Here is a 19,178-nt window from a genome sequence, read left to right as displayed (position 1 = left end):
TGCCGAGCCGGGATCACGCAAAGTTTTGCTTCCCCTGACGGTGCCGGGCGAACTAGGGTCGCGACGGATCGTAGTCGTTTCACCACGGTCGTTCGCCCACCTTGGGAGGGAATGAGTATGAGGGAGCAGTCGCGTCGCCGGAAGGCGATCGCAGCCATCACCACCACTGGAGTGGTGCTGGCACTCGGGATGTCGTTCACCAGCGCGGCGGGGGCAGCGCCGGCGAGCACGTCGGCCGCCAGCGCGGTGCCGGGCAACCTGAAGCTGATCAAGACGAAGACCTCGTTGCTCGGCAAGCACTACTGGTACCAGCAGACCTTCAAGGGCCTGCCGGTCGTCGGCGGGTACTACGCGCAGCACGTCGACAAGTCGGGCAAGGTGCAGATCACCGACGGCCGCGACGCCGTACCGGCGAACCTCGACGTCAGCGCGAAGGTCGCCCCGGCCACCGCGACGAAGAGCGCCAACACCGCCGTCACCGCACGCGCCGCGCGGAGCCGGACCACCGGCGGCAAGGACGCCACCCCGGTACCGGCCGCAGCCACCGGCGCGGCCCAGCTGGCCGTGCTCGGCGGACCGAACGCCAAGCTGGTCTGGAACGTCACCTCGCGCTCGACCGAGGGCGTCAGCCGCTCACTGGTCGACGCCAAGACCGGTACGGTCGTGGAGTCGAAGGTGATCAGCGACAACATCGACGGCACCGGCTCGGTCTTCGACCCGAACCCGGTCGTCACGCTGAAGAACGAGGACCTGACCGACCAGGACGACAAGAACCAGAACGCCTTGTTCCTGGCGCAGAAGAACGTCATCCTGCGCAACCTGGACGGCTCGGGCAAGCTGAACGGCACCTACGTCAACATCGCCGAGGCAAAGGGCGGGGTGGCGGTCAACAAGAACAACCACTTCGTGTACCAGCGCGCCAACGACAAGTTCGAGCAGGTGATGGCGTACTACCAGGTCAACCAGACCCAGGAGTACATCCACTCGCTCGGCTTCAGCGACGTGAACAGCGAGTCGCAGGACTTCTCGATCAACACCTTCGAGGGCGACAACTCCTTCTACGACCCGTCGACCGACGTCATCACGATGGGCGAGGGTGGCGTCGACGACGCCGAGGACGCCGAGGTGATCTGGCACGAGTACGGTCACGCGATCCAGGACGACGTCGTCCCGGGCTTCGGCGAGTCGGAGCAGGCGGGAGCGATCGGCGAGGGCTTCGGCGACTACTGGGCCGTGCAGCAGTCCATCCCGGTCAGCAAGGGCTACGACATCCCGTGCGTGATGGACTGGGACGCGACGTCGTACACGGATGGCCCGAAGCACTGCCTGCGCCGTACCGACACCGGCAAGACCACCGACGACATCGACGGTGAGGTGCACGACGACGGCGAGATCTGGTCGAACGCGCTCTGGGACATCCAGAAGGCACTCGGCCGGAACAAGGCCAACAAGGTGATCCTGCAGGGCACTTTCTTCTACGCGCCCGACACCTCGTTCGCCGACGCTGCCCGGGTGACCGTGCAGTCCGCACGCCTGCTCTACGGCAAGGCGGCCGCCGCCCAGGTGACCACCGCCTTCAAGGCGCGCAAGATCCTCTAGTACGACCAGTACGAGCCGAGGCTCATGCGCCCACGACTACTGTGGGCGCATGAGCTGGAGCACTTCGGACATCCCTGACCTGACCGGCCGCCGCGCCCTCGTCACCGGCGCGACCAGCGGGCTCGGCTACGAGACCGCCCTCGAACTCCTCAGGCACGGCGCCGAGGTGACGATCGCCGCCCGCAATCCGGAGAAGTCCGAGCAGGCCGCCGCGAAGCTGAAGGCCGCCACCGGCAAAGAGCCGGACGTCCTCGCGCTCGACCTCGCCGATCTGGCCAGTGTCGAAGACGCCGCCAAGAGCTTCAGCGCATCGCAGGACAGCCTCGACCTCTTGATCAACAACGCCGGCGTGATGGCACCGCCCTTTCGGCAGACCGTCGACGGTTTCGAGTTGCAGTTGGGCACCAATCACCTCGGCCACTTCGCTCTCACCGCGCGCCTGCTGCCGCTGCTCCACAAGGCGAAGAATCCAAGGGTCGTCACGGTCAGCTCGTTCATGCACAAGACCGTCAACACGGTCCGCCAGGCCGACCTCCGCGCCGAGAACGGCTACGCCAAGTGGGACGCGTACGGCAGGTCCAAGCTCGCCAACCTGCTCTTCATGAGCGAGCTCGACCGCCGCGCCCGCGCCGCCGGCTCGAACCTGGTCAGCGTCGGCTCCCACCCCGGCTACGCCCGCACGCATCTGCAGTCATCCGGCCCCCAACTCGGTGGCGCCAACCTGGAAGCCCGCCTCCTCGCGATCGGCACCAACCTCGTCGCCCAGTCCGCAGCCGCCGGCGCCTGGCCGAGCCTGTACGCCGCGACGACGCCCGGCGTACCGTCCGGCTCGTACTACGGCCCGTCCTTCTTCGAGTTCCGCGGCAAGCCCAAGCTGGTGCATCCGAGCAAGGCCGCCCAGGACCCCGAACTGGCCCAGCGCCTCTGGACCTGGTCTGCCGAGGCCACCGGGGTCAACGCCTTCTGACTGAGAGCAATGAACTAGTGACACACCGGTAACTTCGTGGTTACTCTTCGGTAAAACCGAGGAGTAACCCCGCCCGGAGGTCATCGATGCGCAGACTCGTGGTCGCCCTAGCAGTCCTCGTCGCGAGCATCGGCCTCGCTCCCGCCCCGGCGCAGGCCCAGACCCAAGCGGCCGGTTTCAGTACGTCGTACCAGCGCATCCCCGGAGCCGGCGGGACCGAGCTCGGGGCCGTCGTGCTCACCCCGACCGGGCAGGGCGCCGGCCCGTTCCCGCTCGTGGTGATGCCGTCGAGCTGGGGCGTGCCGAACCTCGAGTACGTCGGCCAGGGCAGCAAACTCGCCACGGCCGGCTTCCAGGTCATCTCGTACACCAGCCGTGGCTTCTGGGACTCCGCCGGCGGGATCGACATCGCCGGCCCGCCGACCGTCGCCGACGTCACCGAAGTGATCGACTGGGCGGCCGGCCACACCCCGGCCGACACCAGCCGGGTCGCCTCCGTCGGTATCTCGTACGGCGCCGGCGTTTCGCTCCTCGCGGCCGCCCACGACCCGCGGATCAAGGCAGTCGGCGCACTCAGCGGCTGGGCCGACCTGATCGCGTCGATCCACCCCAACGACACCGTCAGTCTCCAAGCGGTGGCCGGTCTGCTTGCCGCCGGCAACATCACCGGCCGGCCGGGCCCGGAGATGCAGGCGCTGCAGACGAAGTTCATCACCGGCGACTTCGACGGCGCGATCACCGACGCGACGGCGCTCGCGCCCATCCGGTCGGCCAAGACCGTGGTCGGCCAGATCAACGCGAACCACCCCGCGGTCTTCCTGGCCAACGCCTTCGAGGACTCGATCTTCCCGCCCGGCCAGTACACCGACTTCTTCACCCAGTTGACCGGGCCGAAGCGCCTTCTGCTCGCGCATGGCGACCACGCAACCCCTGAGGTGACAGGCGCGATCGGCCTGCCCAACGAGGTCTGGGACGAGCTCGCACCCTGGCTGCGGCACTTCCTCACGGGCGCGGACAACGGCGCCGACCAAGAGGCTCCGGTCCAGCTGAAGTCGCAGCGAAACGTCTGGCGGAGCTACCCCGACTGGGCGTCGGTCGGCACCGAGAAGACCTCGTACCTGACCAAGCCGACCGGTCTGTCGCGGACCGGATCCCTGCAGTCCCAGGCCTCCACCGGCTGGTCCAACGGCATCGGCGCCGGCGTTCCGACGGTCGCCGACAGCGGCGTCGCGCTGCTCTCGGGTGCGTTCCAAGGCCTGCTCTCGATCCCGGTCGGCGTCGCCACGCCACTCGTCGATCGGACCTTCGCCGGGGTGTGGTCGGGTCCGGCGTACAGCAGCAGAACCGTGGTCAACGGTGCTCCGAAGCTGCACCTGACGGTGACGCCCAGCGCGAGTGACACCTCGCTGTTCGCCTACCTGTACGACGTGGACGCGCTCGGCGTCGGCTCGCTCGTCTCGCACAAGCCGTACACGTTGCGTGGGGCAACGGCCGGGCAGCCCGAGACCGTCGACCTGAGGCTCGAGGCGACCAGCTGGGAGGTGTCTGCCGGGCATCACCTGGTGCTCGTCGTCGACACCGTCGATCCGCGCTATCTCGGCTACAGCAGCCTCGGCAGCTCGGTCACCTTCAGCTCGCCCGCCGGCAACCCGTCATCGCTGACGGTCCCAGTTGCGTAATTTGCAACCTAGGTTGTGCCTATTGCCTCATCCGCCGAGCTAGGCCACTCTTTGTGGTCGGATCATTACCTAATTGCTCGGAGGATGTGTCATGGGTACGAGCCGCCGCCAGTTCCTCGGACTCACCGCCGCTGCCGTCGGCAGCGCAGCAGTCGGTGTCACGACCCCAGCTCAGGCAACCGCCAGTTGCCTGGCCACGGGCACGCTGTACCTCGGCACCTACACCTCCGAGTCGGGCGGTGGTACCGGCATCGGGATCGCGTCGTACGACGCAACGACCGGCAAGCTCAGCTCGACCGGCGTACTGGCCGGCGTCCAGGACCCGTCATTCCTGATCCTCTCGCCATCAGGCCGCAACCTGTACGCCGTGAACGAGCAGTCGTCCGGCGGCGTGACCGCCATCGCGGTCGACTCACCCGGCCATCTGCGCGTGCTCAATCGCCAGCCCAACGGTGGAAACGCGCCCTGCCATCTTGCTCTCGTTGCCAACGGCAAGTACCTCCTGAGCGCGAACTACGGCTCCGGCGACATCTCGGTCCACCCGGTCAGGACCGACGGCAGCCTCGGCGCCCGGACCGACCTGGTCAAGCATGTGGGCTCGGCCCCGCATGCACACCAAGTCCTGCAGGACCCGACCGGCAACTACGTCCTGGGCGTCGACCTGGGCACCGACACGATCTACACCTACACGATTGCCAACGGCAAGCTCGCCCTCAAGAGCCAGGCGAAGCTCACGACCGGCGCCGGCCCGCGCCACCTCGCCTTCCACCCCAACGGCCGCTACGCGTACGTCGCCGCCGAACTGAACAGCACGATCACCGTCTGCCAGTACGACGGCGCGACCGGCAAGGTGACCCCGGGGGCGGCCCAGGCCACGGCCCCCGCGGGCCCGACGAACTACCCGGGCGAGGTGATCATTTCGCCGGACGGCCGGTTCGTCTACCTCACCAACCGCGGCCACAACAGCGTCGCGATCTTCGCCGTCGAGTCCGGGGGAGCGAGCCTGCGGCGGATCGGTACGCCGTCCTGCGGCGGCGACTGGCCGCGCCACGTGACGCTGGACCCGACCGGCAAGCTGATGTTCGTTTCCAATCAGCGATCGAACAACATCACCACCTTGGCGGTCGACGTCCAGACCGGCGGGCTGACCCAGAAGAGCTCGTTCACCGCCCCCATCCCGGTCTGCGTCCTGCCAGGCTGACCACTACCGGTCAGCTGATGTTTGATTCTGACTGAACTCTTGCCTTTTTGTTCCCGTCGGCCTTGAATGACGAGCGTGTCCGCCCGGTCACGCTTCGTCATGGAAGCGTTTCCAGTGGACTGACCTTTCTCCGCCCACGAGAGGTAAGCCCATGCATTTCAGACGACGCGCGGTGGCAGCCGCGGTCGCCGGCCTCCTGGCCGCGACCGCGCTCGCCTCCGGCACCCAGCAGGCAGTCGGGCAACCGGCCGCTCAAACTGGTTGGCACAAGGGGACCCCGCCGCTGAGCACACCGTGGACCGACGACGTGTCGCCCACCAACGCGCTCCCGGAGTACCCGAGGCCGCAGCTCACCCGCAAGAAGTGGCAGAACCTCAACGGACTCTGGGAGTTCGCCCCGGCGGCCACGGGGGAGGCGCCGCCGTTCGGCAAGACGCTGGCCGAGCAGGTGCTGGTCCCGTACCCGATCGAGTCGGCCCTGTCCGGCGTACAGCGCCATGAGGACCGGATGTGGTACCGCCGGACCTTCACAGTGCCGAGCAGCTGGAAGGGGCAGCGGCTGCTGCTGCACTTCGGCGCCGTCGACTACGACGCGAAGGTCTGGGTGAACGGCCGCCAGGTCGCCACCCACCGCGGCGGCTACGACGGCTTCGACGTCGATGTCACGAACGTGCTCAAACGGTCCGGCCCGCAGGAACTGATCGTCTGGGCCGAGGACCTCACCGACGAGACGTTCCAGCCGATCGGCAAGCAGCGCGAGGTCAGTGACCACGGCATCTTCTACCAAGGCAGCTCCGGCATCTGGCGGACCGTCTGGATGGAGCCCGTCGCCACCTCCTCGATCGACCGCCTGCAGCTCACCCCCGACCTGCCGAGCAGTTCACTCAAGATCACCGCCGATACCAGCGGCCCCGCCGGCCTCGACGTGGAGGCCTCGGCGTACGACGGCAGCAAGCTCGTCGGCAGGGTGTCGGGCAAGGCCGACACCGAGCTCGAGCTGCCGATCAAGAACCCCAAGCTCTGGTCACCGGACAGCCCGTTCCTCTACACGCTCAAGGTCAAGCTGATCGACCGCGGGAAGACCCAGGACGAGGTCGGCTCGTACTCCGGGATGCGGTCGGTCGGCAAGGTGAAGGGTGCCGACGGCAAGCTCCGGCTCGCCCTCAACGGCAAGATCCTCTTCAACCTGTCGACCCTCGACCAGGGCTTCTGGCCCGACGGTCTCAACACCGCCCCGACCGACGAGGCGCTCGCCTTCGATCTCGTCCAGCACAAGAAACTCGGCTTCAACACCGTGCGCAAGCACATCAAGGTCGAGCCGGACCGCTGGTACTACCACGCGGACCAGTTGGGCCTGATGGTCTGGCAGGACATGCCGGCCGCCAAGCCCGACCCGATCCCGGCCGGCCCGTGGCGTGACCAGTTCAAGGCCGAGCTGCGGGAGATGGTCGACGAGCACAAGAGCTTCACCTCGATCACCACCTGGATCCCGTTCAACGAGGGCTGGGGTGAGTGGGACCTGGCCGAGACCGGCCGGATCGCGGACAGCGTGAAGGCACAGGACCCGTCCCGGCTCGTCAACGCGCACAGCGGGATGAACTGCTGCGATTCGCTCGGCGACTCCGGCCGCGGCGACATGATCGACCACCACGCGTACCTCGGCCCGGCGACGTCCACCCCGGCTGGTGATCGGGTGGCGGTCGACGGCGAGCACGGCGGGTTCGGCCTCAAGACGACCGACCACATGTGGTTCGGCGACGGGTTCGCCTACGAGATGACGCCCGACCAGGCGACGCTCACCCGCCGGTACGTCGAGAACCAGCGCGACGTCCTGCGCTCCGCCAACTCCTGTGGCATCAGCGGCTCGGTGTACACCCAGATCACCGACGTCGAGGGCGAGCTGAACGGCTTCTTCACCTACGACCGGCAGATCCCCAAGATGGACTTCGCCCAGGTCAAGGCGGTGAACACCGCGATCATCAAGGGCGCTGACGGCACCGGCACGAGTGGGCCGCAGCTCCCACCGGGCACGCCAGGTGCCGACGGCATCCACTTCTACCCGCTCGATGGAAACGCGGATGATGTTGTCGGGACCAACGACGCGACGCTGCAGAACGGCGCGGTCTTCGCCCCGGGCAAGACCGGTGAAGCCGTTGCCCTGAACGGGTCCAATCAGTTCATCGACACCGGCGCGCAGTTGCTCGACACGTCCGGCAACTACAGCGCGACGGCGTGGGTGAAGCTGAACAAGGCCGACGGATCGTTCCAGACCGTGGTCAGTCAGGACGGCGATCGCGACAGTGCCTTCTTCCTGCAGTACTCCGGCGCCGACCAGCGATTCGCGATGAGCTTCCCCGGCCAGCGCGCCCTCGCGCCGACCAAGCCCAACCCGGACCAGTGGTACCACCTCACCGGCGTACGGGATGCCGCGAAGGGTGAGCTCAGGCTGTACGTCGACGGCGAGCTGGCCGCGACCAAGAGCGCTTGCAGCCTCGACTCGACCTCGACCGGCCATGCCGTGATCGGCCGGGCGAAGTTCGGCGGCAACTCGGTCGACTACCTGGACGGCACCGTCGACCAGGTGCACTTCTTCGACCGGGCCCTCGACGATGCGGAGGTGCGCGCGCTGTACGCCTCCGGGCGCTGATCGAAGCGGGTCAACGGATTCGAGATGCGAGGCGGTCGCAAACCACGCATCCTGGTAGTGGTGCCGACCAGGGAGGGCCAGTCAGATGACCGCTCCGAGCCACGTTCTCAGCCCGTTGACCTCGACCAAGTTCCGGTTGCCCCGGTTCGGGCTCGGCGGATCGCCGATCGGTGATCTGCCGGACCCGGCCGGGGACGCGGTCGCGATGGCAACCATCGACGCGGCGTACCAGGCCGGCATCCGGTACTTCGACACCGCACCGAGCTACGGCGCCGGCCGCTCCGAAAGGCGCTTCGGTACTGCGCTGGCCCGCCGCCCCCGAGACGAGTACCTGCTGTCCACCAAGGTCGGCCGGACGATCGACGGCGCCCCCGACTTCTCCGCCGAGGGCATCCGCCGGTCGCTGGCCGAGAGTCGCGAGCGGCTCGGCCTGAGCATCGATCTGGTCCTGCTGCACGACCCGGGAGAGCACTGGCAGCAGGCGATCGAGGAGGCCTACCCGGTCCTCGACGAAATGCGGGCTCAAAGAGACATCGGCGCCGTTGGGGCGGCGGCCGGCGACTGGCAACTACTCGATCGGCTCGTCCGCGACACCGAACTCGACGCGGTCTTGCTCGCCGGGCAGTACTCGTTACTGGATCGGTCGGCGACGCCATTGCTCGACCGCTGTCAGGCCAGGGGAGTGCTGGCGATCGTGTCCGGCGTACTGAGCAAGCAAGTGCTGCAGGTCGACCAATCCAAACAAACGACTGACCCCGCGATCATCCTCGCGCGCCGGATCTCGGCGGTCTGCGAGCGGTACGGCGTATCGCTGCCGCAGGCCGCGCTGGCCTTCCCCGGCAGGCATTCAGCGGTCGCCTCGGTCCTGATCGGCGCGGCCAGCCAGGCCGAGATCCGGGCCGACGCGGCGCTGGTCCGGCAATCGGTTCCTGGTGACCTCTGGCGTGACAAGGAACTCCTCCGGCTTCTCGACTAGCAACCTCTTGTCAGTGACCTCCCGCTAGGTGATTCTGGTCGTTCGATTCCTGTGGGGGGATGGCACATGTCCAGAATCATTTCGTCCTGTCTGCGCGCCGCCGTGCTGACCGGGCTGCTCGGCTCCGGCCTGGTCGCGGTCGCCGCGCCGGTCGCCTCGGCCGCCACCATCACGGTCACCACGACGGCCGACGTCGTCAACGGCGGCGACGGTCTGACGTCGCTGCGGGAGGCGTTCACGACGGCCGGTGCGAACGGTGCCGACGACACGATCTCGCTGGGCGCCGGGCTGACCTACCCGCTGACGAACTGCGCCGGTCCGCTGACCCATGCCGACGGCCACGAACTCATTGTCCAGGGCAACAATTCGACGATCGACCAGTCCTGCAACGCGGTCGGCATCATCGACAGCACGAACCACGCGGGCCGGCTCGAGCTCCAGGACCTGATCATCGACGGTGGCCCGAACCCTGGAGCGGTCGCGCTGGAAGGTGCCGCGGTCCGCTCGGACAGCGAGTTGCTGCTGTCGAATGTCGAGATCCGCAACGTGCTCTCGCCGGGCGGCACGGTCGTCTGGTCGAGCTTCGACCACGGGATCACGCCGTACCGGCTGACGCTGAACAACAGCAACCTGCACGACAACACCGGCAGCATCGTGAGTTGTGACAACTGCTCGGCGCACTTGGACGGTACGACGATCTCGAACAACGTCGGCTCGGGCATCTCGCTCGTCGACGGCTACCCGCTGCTGGTCGACAACTCGACGATCTCGAACAACACCCGGGCCGGGATCAGCAACACCGGCCAGGGCTTCCCGGCCAACAAGACCGAACTCAACTTCAGCCAGGTCGAGAACAACGGCCGGGTCGGCATCCGCTGCGTCAACTGCGGCCGGCTGAACCTGTACTCCGCCAGCGTCGCCAACAACGGGCTGACCGCGGTCGACGCGCTCGGCGGCATCTCGATGTCGATGTCTCAGCGCAGCGGCACCCCGGCATCGGGGATCAACATCATGCTGTCGGGCATCACTGGCAACAAGAGCACCGTGTCCGGCGGCGGGCTGTCCGTCACACCGGTCCTGGTCGAGGACGGCGGCAACACCGCTTCGACCTACGTCGACCGGACGCCGATCGACAACAACATCTCGGCGGGTGATGGCGGTGGCGCGGTGATCGGCGTCGGCGACTTCAGTGCCTACAAGGGCAGCTTCATCGGCAACACGGCGGCTCAGCGTGGTGGCGGTCTGGCCTTCCTCACGGTCGGACCGGACGTGGTGCCGACGTCATCGATGTCACTGGACTCGACGGAGATCAGCAACAACACGGCCGGTACCGATGGTGGCGGTGTCTACGCCTTCAGCGCGGGATCGGTCAGCGGCTTCCAGCCGATCATCTCCGCCAACACGGCGACCGGCAACGGTGGTGGCGTCAAGGTCGGCTTCGCCTACCAGGCCACGTTCGACGGCGGCAAGTACTACGGGAACCACGCGGCCAACGGAGCCGGCCTCGACCTGGCCGCGGAGTCGGTGAAGTTCGACAAGGCGACGATCAACGACAACTCCGTCGTACCGGCCGCAGGCACGGGCGGTGGCGCGCGGATCTCGGCGATCGCGGCGAGCATGCTGAACAGCACCGTCAACGGCAACACCGCGACCACCGGCGGCGGGCTGAACTTCACCACGGCGACGCACGTCGACCTCACCCACGTGACGATGGCCGACGACCAGGCGACGACGGGCGCGCACATCGCCGCCGTACCGGCCGCCACGGTCGCCATCAGCCGCAGCGCCCTGGTCCTGCCGATCACCGGTACCGCGTGCGCCGGCGTCGGCGGCGCCTTCCACGGCGTCTCCGGCGGTTTCTCCGTACTACGCGACGCCACCTGCAGCACAATCGCCTCCGACTTGGTCACGGCCGCCGACCCGCAACTCGGCGCCTTGTCGAACGGCTACCCCGAAGGCCGGTTGCCCGCCGCGACCAGCCCACTCGGTGGGCGGGTACCCGTCGCCAGCTGCACGACCGTGGACGACCAGCGCCTGCAGGCCCGCCCGCTGGGCGCCAACTGTGACGCGGGGTCGGTCGAGTTCGCCGAGACGCCGAGCCTGGACAAGCTGCTGACCGACCTGATCGCCGAGGTGAAGGGGCTGCACCTGCAGAAGGCGCTCGAGACGTCGCTGGTGCTGAAGCTCGAGAAGACCCGGACCGCGCTGAAGGCGAACAACAAGCTGGTCGCGAGGGTCTTGCTGGTCGCGTTCGTGGTCGAGGTGAAGGCCAATTCCCCCGCGAAGATCCCCGCGGCCGCGGCCAGTCAACTGGTGACGAAGGCAACTGCGATCCGGCACGCCCTGTAGGTACTGTGGACGGAGGCCCGCTGATCCGGCGGGCCTCCGGACGAGAAGGCGCCGTACCCGGTTCACGACAAGACGACGCCGGTCCCTGGAGGGGCCGAGTCCATGCATGTCGTCGATGTGATCGAGATCGTTGGTGCCCTGACCGTGCTGGTGGCCTTCGCGGCCGCGCAGGCGGGTCGGCTCGAGCAGAAGACCCTGTCCTACCAGCTGCTGAACCTGATCGGTTCGGCCGTACTGGCCGTGATCGCGGCCGCCGAGAGCTCCTGGGGCTTCCTGCTGCTGGAAGGCAGCTGGGGGATCGTCAGCCTGATCGGGTTGGTGAGCCTGCTCCGGACCGCCAAGCCCACCACGGTGAGTTAGAAGCGGTCGCCTGGCTCCGGGGTGCCGGGGGAACCCGAAGTAGGCGAGCCCGGCGGGGGAACCGTGACGGTGTCCGACGGCGATGCGCCGGGCGTGGTCGGGCTCTCCGTGCTGTTCGAGCCGGGCGGCGGGGTGGTCGGGGTGACGGTCACCGTGAAGGTGTTGGTCGGCGGCGGAATGAGCGGGTCGGGCTCCAGCTCGGGGGAGTGCCGGAACATCAGCCAGGCGACCAGGATCGCCACTGCCATCAGTACCGCCATGGTCAGCAGCGAGAGTGCGACCGCGAGCCAGGAGGCCGGCCGCAATGCGGACGGCCAGGGGAGCGGCCAGATGCGGAACAGGCCCGGACGGCGGCGGTTCTCCCAGTAGTGGCGGAAGTCCGGTCCACGGACGCGGCCGATCGGCGGGATCCGGTCCATCAGGACCGCCGACAGGATGTCCTCGCCGCGGCGCTCCGCGATCAGCTGCTCGTCGTCGGCGGCGCTCGAGCCGTCGTACTCACGGACCGGTCCGATGGCCGCCCAGAGCGCGACGTCCTCGTCGTCTTCGTCGTTGTGACCGAGCACGACGCCGTCGGGCAGCTCGTCGACGGCGGTGATGAACCGGTCACGGGCGGCCGCGTCGTCGGAGGAGCCCTCCGTCATCATCGCGACGACCGCGCCACGGCCGGTCTCGTCGGCGGCGATGTAGAGATAACCGGCCGCATTGGCGCCCAGGCGGCCGCGGAGCCAGAAGTCGCCGACGCGCGGCGGGTCCTCCGGCAGCAGCGGCAACGCGTCCGGCACGGCCCGCGCGGGAGCCTCGGCGGGCACCTCGGCAGGAGCCTCAGGCTCGGTCGGCGCCGCCGTGTCGGTCTGGGAGTCGGTCGCGGTCATCACCTCCAATCCCACCACATCCCCGGTAGCCATGTCGCCCGCGCCCGCCGCGTACGGCGTACCGGGTGCTGTTGGGCGCCGCGGCCCGGCGTACCGGGGTGTTCGGATTTGAGCGGCTGGGCAGGATAGGAGGGGAGCAGGGCGGGGCGCGCGCGTGCCCTGGGTCGGCGATCTGATGGAATGGGCGGCAGTTCCCGTGCGCAGACATGGTCCACCGCGGACCCCGGAAGGACAGGCATGACCGAAACCACTGTGCCGACCGGGTCGGTGGCCCAGCAGTCACACCTGGTCAGCGAGGCGATCAGCGAGATCAAACGGGTGATCGTCGGCCAGGATCACATGGTCGAGACGCTGATGGTGTCGCTGCTCGCCAAGGGTCACTGCCTGCTCGAAGGTGTGCCCGGCGTGGCCAAGACGCTCGCGGTCCGCACCTTCGCGTCGGTGGTCGGTGGTTCGTTCGCCCGGATCCAGTTCACCCCCGACCTGGTCCCGTCCGACATCGTCGGCACCCGAATCTACCGGCAGACCCGCGAGGCGTTCGACATCGAGCTCGGTCCGACCTTCGTGAACTTCGTCCTGGCCGACGAGGTCAACCGGGCGCCGGCCAAGGTGCAGTCGGCGATGCTCGAGCTGATGGCCGAGCGGCAGGTGTCGATCGGCGGCCAGACCTTCCCGATGCCGAAGCCGTTCATCGTGATCGCCACCCAGAACCCGATCGAGTCCGAGGGCGTCTACCCGCTGCCCGAGGCACAGCGGGACCGGTTCCTGGTCAAGATCGACGTACCGCACCCGCGCGGGCACGAGGAGTTCGAGATCCTCCGCCGGATGAGCGTCGACCCGCCGCAGGCCCGCCAGGTGCTCAAGCCCGAGACGATCATGGAACTGCAGCGCTCGGCCGAGCAGGTCTTCGTGCACAACCTGGTCGCGGAGTACGCGGTCCGCCTGGTGATGGCGACCCGCACGCCGTCCGACTTCCATCTGCCCGACCTCGAGCCGATCATCGAGCTCGGCGTCAGCCCGCGTGCGACCCTCGGCCTGGTCTCGGCCGGCCGGGCGCTGGCGCTGATCCACGGCCGCGACTACTTGCTGCCCAGCGACATCCAGACGATCGCGCTCGACGTGATGGGCCACCGGCTCGGCCTGACCTTCGACGCGGTCGCCGACAACATCGACCCGCGCGCGGTGGTCGAGCGGATCCTGGCCACCGTCCCACCGCCGCAGCCGGTCTGGCGCGACGGCAGCGACGGCAGCGGCCGCCCCGAGTTCGTCTAACCAGATGGCCAACCGACCAGACCCACGGGTTGCGATGACGATCTCGCAGCTCGCGCCCGAGCGCGCGCTGCGCCGGCTCGAGCTCACGGTGGTCCGGCGGCTCGAGGGGTTCCTGCACGGCGAACACCTCGGTCTGCTGCCCGGCCCGGGTACCGAGCTGGCCGAGGCCCGCGAGTACCAGGTCGGCGACGACGTCCGCCGGATGGACTGGGCGGTCACCGCCCGGACCACGGTCCCGCACGTCCGCGACCTGATCGCGGACCGCGAGCTGGAGACCTGGGCGATGGTCGACCTGTCGGCCTCGATGGACTTCGGTACGTCGCAGCTGGAGAAGCGGGAGCTTGCCGTGGCCGCGGTCGCCACCGTCGGCTTCCTGACCCACCGGCTCGGTGACCGCTTCGGCGGGCTGATGCTGCGCGACTCGACCCTGCGCCGCTGGCCGGCCCGGTCGGGGCGGCTCGCCCTGTACGGCCTGCTGCGGGCGTTGCTCGCGGAGACCGATCACGGCGAGCACCAGGCGCGCAGCGACCTGGCCGGCGCCCTGGACTCGATGGCCCGGACCCAGCGCAAGCGTGGTCTCCGGGTGATCGTGTCGGACTTCCTCACCCCCGAGGACGGCGAGATCGACAGCCGGATGGAGCCGTCCTGGGAGCGGTCGATGCGCAAGCTGACCGCCCAGCACCAGGTGCTCGCGGTCGAGATCGTCGACCCGCGCGAACTCGAACTGCCGAACATCGGCGTCGTCATGATCGGCGACCCGGAGACCGGAGCGATCCGGGAGATCGACACCCGCAAGCGCCGGGTGCGCGAGGAGTTCGCCGTCGCCGCGCTGGCGCAGCGGGAACGAACCAGGACGGCCCTGCGTAGGGTAGGAGCCGGACACCTGGTCCTGCGGACCGACCGAGACTGGGTCGCCGACACCGTGCGGTTCGTCCTCGCCTACCGGCGAATGGCGCCCCGCCTGCACCAACCGCCGAAGGGAGTGGCTCGCTGATGGAGTTCCTGTCTCCGGCCAGACTGTGGTTCCTGCTCTTCATCCCGGTCGTCGTCGCCGGGTACATCTTCCTGCAGCACCGGCGAGCGCAGTACGCGCTGCGGTTCACCAACATCGCGCTGCTCGACCGGGTCGCACCACGCCGGCCGCAATGGCGCCGGCACTTGGCGGTCGTCCTGGCGCTGTTCGCGACGGCGTCGTGCATCATCGCGTTCGCGCAGCCGAAGGACGAGGTGAAGGTGCCGCGCGAGCGGGCCACCATCGTCGTCGCGATCGACGTGTCGCTGTCGATGATGGCGACCGACGTCGACCCGAACCGGCTCGAGGCGGCGAAGCGGTCGGCGAAGAACTTCGTCAGCCAGTTGCCGGCCAAGTTCAACGTGGCGGTGGTCAACTTCGCGGGGACCGCGTCGATCATCGTGCCGCCGACGACGGACCGGGCCACCGTGCAGCGGTCGATCGACGGGCTGGAGCTGGCCGAGTCGACGGCCACCGGCGAGGGGATCTTCACCTCGTTGCAGGCGCTTACCCAGGTACCGGCTGATCCCGAGCACCCGAACGATCCCGCTCCGGCGCGCATTGTGTTGCTGTCCGACGGCAAGCGCACTGTCGGCCGGACCGCCCAGGAAGGCGCGCAGGCCGCCAAGGCGAAGCACACGCCGGTCTACACGATCACCTTCGGTACCGACTCAGGCTTCATCGAGATGGACGGCATCCGCCAGCGCGTCCCTCCGGACCGCGCCGAGCTCCGCAGCGTCGCCGAGATCACCGGCGGAGAGGCCTACACGGCCGAATCCGCCGGCGAACTCGAAGACGTGTACAAGGACATCGGCTCCTCGGTCGGCTACGACAAGGTCGACAAAGAGGTCACCTCCCGCTTCGCCGGCATCGCCATGCTCTTCACCTTGCTGGCAGCCGGCGCCTGCATCGCCTTGGCCACCCGCTTCCCGTAATCAACTGCCGTTGATCAGACGGACTGCCAGGTCGGGGTCGAACTGACCTGCGGGGGTGCTTGGAGCAATCCCGCAGGGACCATCTGAATTGCCGGGGACCTTCACCCAGAGGAGCATTTCGGCGCCGCCGCCGGTTTGGGCGGGGGTGCCCAGTTTGCGGCCGGCTGGATTGCACCACTCGCCGTTCGAGCCGTTGCCGTTGCGGCTGGTGTCGATGACGAACGGTGTCGCCGTACCGAGGCTGCTGCGGACGTTGTCGGCGTAGGTGACCGAAGCGCTGGTCGTGTAGTAGTTGGATACGTTCACCGCGAAGCCGCGTGCGTTGGCGATCCCCGCGTCTTGCAGTCGCGAGGCCATCGTTGCCGCCGGCACCCAGCCGGCGTTGCCCGCATCGAGATACGCCCACGTGTTCGGCGCCCGATCGTGGAACTGCTGCGTGGCGAAGGCAAGCATCCCGTTGCGCTCGGCAATCTGATCCGCCGTCATGCACTCGAAGTCACCCAACGCGTCCGGCTCGATCACCACCACTGCCGGGCGAGTACCGATCGAGTCCGCGAACGCCGAGATCCACGACCGGTACGCCGCAGGCGACCCTGCCCCGCCGCCGGAGAGCCCGCCACACGCATCCCGCCCAGGCAGGTTGTACGCGACCAGTACCGGCAACTTGTCCGCATTGTCGGCCGCCCCGACGTACCCACCGACCATCGCGCCGATCGTCGTACCGGAAGGCGGCTGGCCGAACCACTTGGCCGTCGGCTTGCTCGCGATGTTCGTGGTGATCGTCGCGGCCCTCGAGTCACTCCCATGACTGTCCACCCAGGCCTTGGGCGTCGAGTCCGGATTGACGTAGAACCCACTCGTCAGATCGATCCGACTCGCCGGCGACGCCTGAGTGTTCAGTTGCTCATGCGACTGACGGTCAGCGAACGCCGTGATCCACGCCAGCGCCGAGTTCCAGTTCACCGCGACCTCGTTGGTCGAGTACGAACCGATGTTGTCGAGATAGCAGGTCGCCGGCGCACACCCCTGCAACCCGCGCTGAGCCACCGGATCCTGCAGGCCGGAGTTCGGCCCACCGGCCAGCGATCCAGGAGCAGGCGACGGCAGCGTCGGGTCGAGCGACTTCGCCCAGAACCGGTGATGCTGGTTGTGGCTGTCCCGCTCGCCGTACCCCGTCACGTACGACTGATTGATCGCGTTCCGCCCGAGCAGATAGTCCAGCGACTCCAGCGCCCCTTCGAGGTACCTGCTCCGATCGGTCAGCGTGTAGGCCAGCCCCATGATCATCGCGTTGTTGGCGACAGCGCTGTTCGATCCCCAGACGTACTTGCCGTCCGCCGGGAGATACGGGTTGGGGTATCCCTGCGCATGCAGGTCGTCGAGGTACACGCCCGCAGCCCGCGCGATCCGGTCGACCACGGCTTTGTACTCCGCCCGGGGCAAGGCCCTTGGCACTCTGGCGAGCGCGAGATCGGCCAGGCCACCGGTGTCCCGCCAGGAGAAGCCCTCCGCAGCGTCGAAGCGGGTGGTGATCGCCTTCCGGTAGGACTGTTGACCAGTGGCGGTGAGGAGCTCGGCCGCCGCCCACGAGAACTCGTCGGTCACCTTGGTGTCGTCGTACGCACCGCCGCCTTCGCCGCCGTCCGGCGCATAGACCGCCGGGTTCTGCACCGCTGCCTTCCACGCCTTCTCGGCCGCGGTCAGGCAACGGCCGGCCAGCGCCTTGTCCCACTGCGCATAGACCCGTGCACAGCGGGCGCCCACCGCCGCGAGGTTCAGCGTGGCCGCGGTCGACACCGGATAGAGGTAACGCTGCTGCGGGTCGGCATCCGGCCTGAGCGGGAGGCCGGTCCACTTCTCGTCGTGGATCTTGTGATGCACCAAACCCGACGGCGCCTGCATCCGGAGCAGGAAGTCGATCTCCCACTTCGCCTCGTCGAGCAGGTCGGGAATCGTGTTGCCTGCTTCAGGAATCTTCAGCGTCACGTCACCGGACTGCTCGTACTGATCGAGCAGCTGCCACGCCGCCAGCGCGCCGTTCACCACGTACTTGCCGTGGTCGCCCGCGTCATACCAACCACCCCGTACGTCGAGGCTGTACGTGCACGTCCCCGGCAGGCAGGGAACCGAGGTGTCGCCCTTGTTGGGCGCGACGCCGAGATGGCCGGCTGCCCGCGCGCGCTCCGCGCCGACGTACTGTGCCTCGATCGGGATGCCGCTGCGGTTGTTGTAGAAGTACTCCAGCGCGTCCTGCGACAGCGACTGGTAGATGTTGTTGCCGATAGCAAACGGTTCGCTGAGCTGGTCGCCGACCGCGAGACGGTAACCGTCGCCGGACCCCTCGTACCGCTTGAAGTCGATCAGCTGGACGCTGGTTCCGGACATCGCGTCGGCACCGTAGGGCATGGTTCTGCCATGGGCGACGACGGCGTCCGTAGCGTCGAGCAGACGCCAGTCGAGCGGGCTGGTCTCGTCGGTGACATAGGTGGCCCGCTTGGGTCCACTCTGCAGGTAGCCGAGCTGGTTGACCCGGACCGGAGAGCCGAAGTCCCGTACCCCACCAGGTGGTACGACACCGCCGACCAGCGAGATGTTGTCCAGGCACAGCGTGTACGGCGTACTGCCGCCGCCGGCCTGGAAGCTGACCTGAGTGTGCTCGGACGTGGTCGGCGAGGTGCCGGTGAAGGTGAAGGTCTGGGTGCCGGTGGTGACGTTGACCGTCTTGTTCAGCACCGTCGCCGTCGGCTTGGACGAGGTCTGCAAGACGGCGCGGAAGGTGGTCGCGAGGCTGGCCGACGCCTCGAAGCGCAGCGTGTAGGGCTGGCCGTTCTCCACCGGGACGTCGTCCTGCCCGATCATCGAGTCCCACACGTTCACCGTGCCGCCGGGGACCTGGGCGCACAGCCGCCCGTCGGTGACGGTCGACGGGGTGTTCCCGCTGGTCCACCACGGCGCCTTCACGCCGCTGTCGAAGTTCCCGTTCAGGATCCGTTCGTACTGCGGGCCGTCGGCCGCCGCGGCCTGGACGGCCAGGGTCGCCGGGACAAGGGTCGCTGGGACGAGGAGGAAGGCGGTCAGGGTGGTCACTGAGCGCCTTCGGAGTGTGGTCATGCAGCTGCCTCCGGAGGGATCGCGCTGGGAGCGCTTTCAGATTTTGGCCAAAGGGTCAGCGGCGTCCCTGTGCATGGTGCCGACGCCTCCGGGGCGTGTCAAGACTGAAACAGGCGGGAAATCTGCCCTTCACAACTGGCCTCCGGTGCCCTATGGTCGGCCGGAAGCGCTCCCAGTTTTTGTCCGACGCTGACT

13 protein-coding genes and 1 riboswitch are annotated in these 19,178 nt (G+C 68.2%); of the genes, 11 read left to right on the top strand and 2 right to left on the bottom strand.

Annotated elements, in window-relative coordinates; all coding sequences use genetic code 11:
* Positions 1-117: 117 nt before the first annotated feature.
* The 8 genes from ABD768_RS13835 to ABD768_RS13800 all read left to right on the top strand — a co-directional run bounded on the left by ABD768_RS13835 (position 118) and on the right by ABD768_RS13800 (position 11,778).
* Positions 118-1,599 carry a M4 family metallopeptidase gene (locus ABD768_RS13835; protein WP_344840769.1) on the top strand — a complete coding sequence of 494 codons (1,482 nt, stop codon included), beginning with the start codon at positions 118-120 and terminating at the stop codon, positions 1,597-1,599.
* A 49-nt stretch (positions 1,600-1,648) separates the two neighbouring features.
* The gene (locus ABD768_RS13830) at positions 1,649-2,566 is read left to right on the top strand and encodes an oxidoreductase (RefSeq protein WP_344840767.1); all 918 of its coding nucleotides are present in this window, start codon (positions 1,649-1,651) and stop codon (positions 2,564-2,566) included.
* 86 nt (positions 2,567-2,652) lie between these two features.
* Positions 2,653-4,245, top strand: coding sequence for a CocE/NonD family hydrolase (locus ABD768_RS13825; RefSeq protein WP_344840766.1), 1,593 nt, complete (start codon positions 2,653-2,655; stop codon positions 4,243-4,245).
* A 91-nt stretch (positions 4,246-4,336) separates the two neighbouring features.
* A complete protein-coding gene (locus tag ABD768_RS13820) occupies positions 4,337-5,446 on the top strand; it encodes a lactonase family protein (RefSeq protein WP_344840765.1) in 1,110 nt (369 codons plus the stop codon).
* A gap of 151 nt (positions 5,447-5,597) precedes the next feature.
* The gene (locus tag ABD768_RS13815) at positions 5,598-8,093 is read left to right on the top strand and encodes a LamG-like jellyroll fold domain-containing protein (RefSeq protein ID WP_344840763.1); all 2,496 of its coding nucleotides are present in this window, start codon (positions 5,598-5,600) and stop codon (positions 8,091-8,093) included.
* 85 nt (positions 8,094-8,178) lie between these two features.
* Complete coding sequence (locus ABD768_RS13810) at positions 8,179-9,069, top strand: aldo/keto reductase (RefSeq protein WP_343977287.1); 891 nt, start codon at positions 8,179-8,181, stop codon at positions 9,067-9,069.
* Positions 9,070-9,135: 66 nt separating this feature from the next.
* Entirely contained in the window at positions 9,136-11,418 is a 2,283-nt protein-coding gene (locus ABD768_RS13805) for a right-handed parallel beta-helix repeat-containing protein (RefSeq protein ID WP_344840760.1), read from the top strand.
* An 11-nt stretch (positions 11,419-11,429) separates the two neighbouring features.
* A riboswitch (guanidine-III (ykkC-III) riboswitch) is annotated at positions 11,430-11,500 on the top strand.
* 20 nt (positions 11,501-11,520) lie between these two features.
* Positions 11,521-11,778, top strand: a complete 258-nt coding sequence (locus tag ABD768_RS13800) for a CBU_0592 family membrane protein (protein ID WP_343977293.1) — start codon at positions 11,521-11,523, stop codon at positions 11,776-11,778.
* Here ABD768_RS13800 and ABD768_RS13795 read toward each other — a convergent pair.
* A complete protein-coding gene (locus tag ABD768_RS13795; RefSeq protein WP_344840758.1) occupies positions 11,775-12,653 on the bottom strand; it encodes a hypothetical protein in 879 nt (292 codons plus the stop codon). The genes ABD768_RS13800 and ABD768_RS13795 overlap by 4 nt on opposite strands.
* Before the next feature lie 237 nt (positions 12,654-12,890).
* On the opposite strand from ABD768_RS13795, the gene ABD768_RS13790 reads away from it, so the two are divergent.
* Genes ABD768_RS13790 through ABD768_RS13780 form a run of 3 tightly spaced genes read left to right on the top strand, consistent with a single transcriptional unit; the run spans position 12,891 to position 15,872 of the window.
* Complete coding sequence (locus ABD768_RS13790) at positions 12,891-13,925, top strand: AAA family ATPase (RefSeq protein WP_344840757.1); 1,035 nt, start codon at positions 12,891-12,893, stop codon at positions 13,923-13,925.
* Positions 13,926-13,929: 4 nt separating this feature from the next.
* Positions 13,930-14,919: a DUF58 domain-containing protein gene (locus tag ABD768_RS13785; protein WP_425552175.1), complete on the top strand. Its 990-nt coding sequence runs from the start codon at positions 13,930-13,932 to the stop codon at positions 14,917-14,919.
* Positions 14,919-15,872: a VWA domain-containing protein gene (locus tag ABD768_RS13780; RefSeq protein ID WP_344840755.1), complete on the top strand. Its 954-nt coding sequence runs from the start codon at positions 14,919-14,921 to the stop codon at positions 15,870-15,872. The genes ABD768_RS13785 and ABD768_RS13780 overlap by 1 nt, the downstream gene beginning before the upstream one ends.
* On the opposite strand, the gene ABD768_RS13775 is transcribed toward ABD768_RS13780, so the two are convergent.
* Entirely contained in the window at positions 15,873-18,959 is a 3,087-nt protein-coding gene (locus tag ABD768_RS13775; RefSeq protein WP_344840753.1) for a glycoside hydrolase family 9 protein, read from the bottom strand.
* Positions 18,960-19,178: the final 219 nt, after the last annotated feature.

Origin of the sequence: Kribbella ginsengisoli, assembly GCF_039537185.1 — a bacterium.
Classification (GTDB): domain Bacteria; phylum Actinomycetota; class Actinomycetes; order Propionibacteriales; family Kribbellaceae; genus Kribbella; species Kribbella koreensis.
Note: the sequence above shows the minus strand (reverse complement) of the source record. Positions and strands in the feature narration are given on the sequence as shown.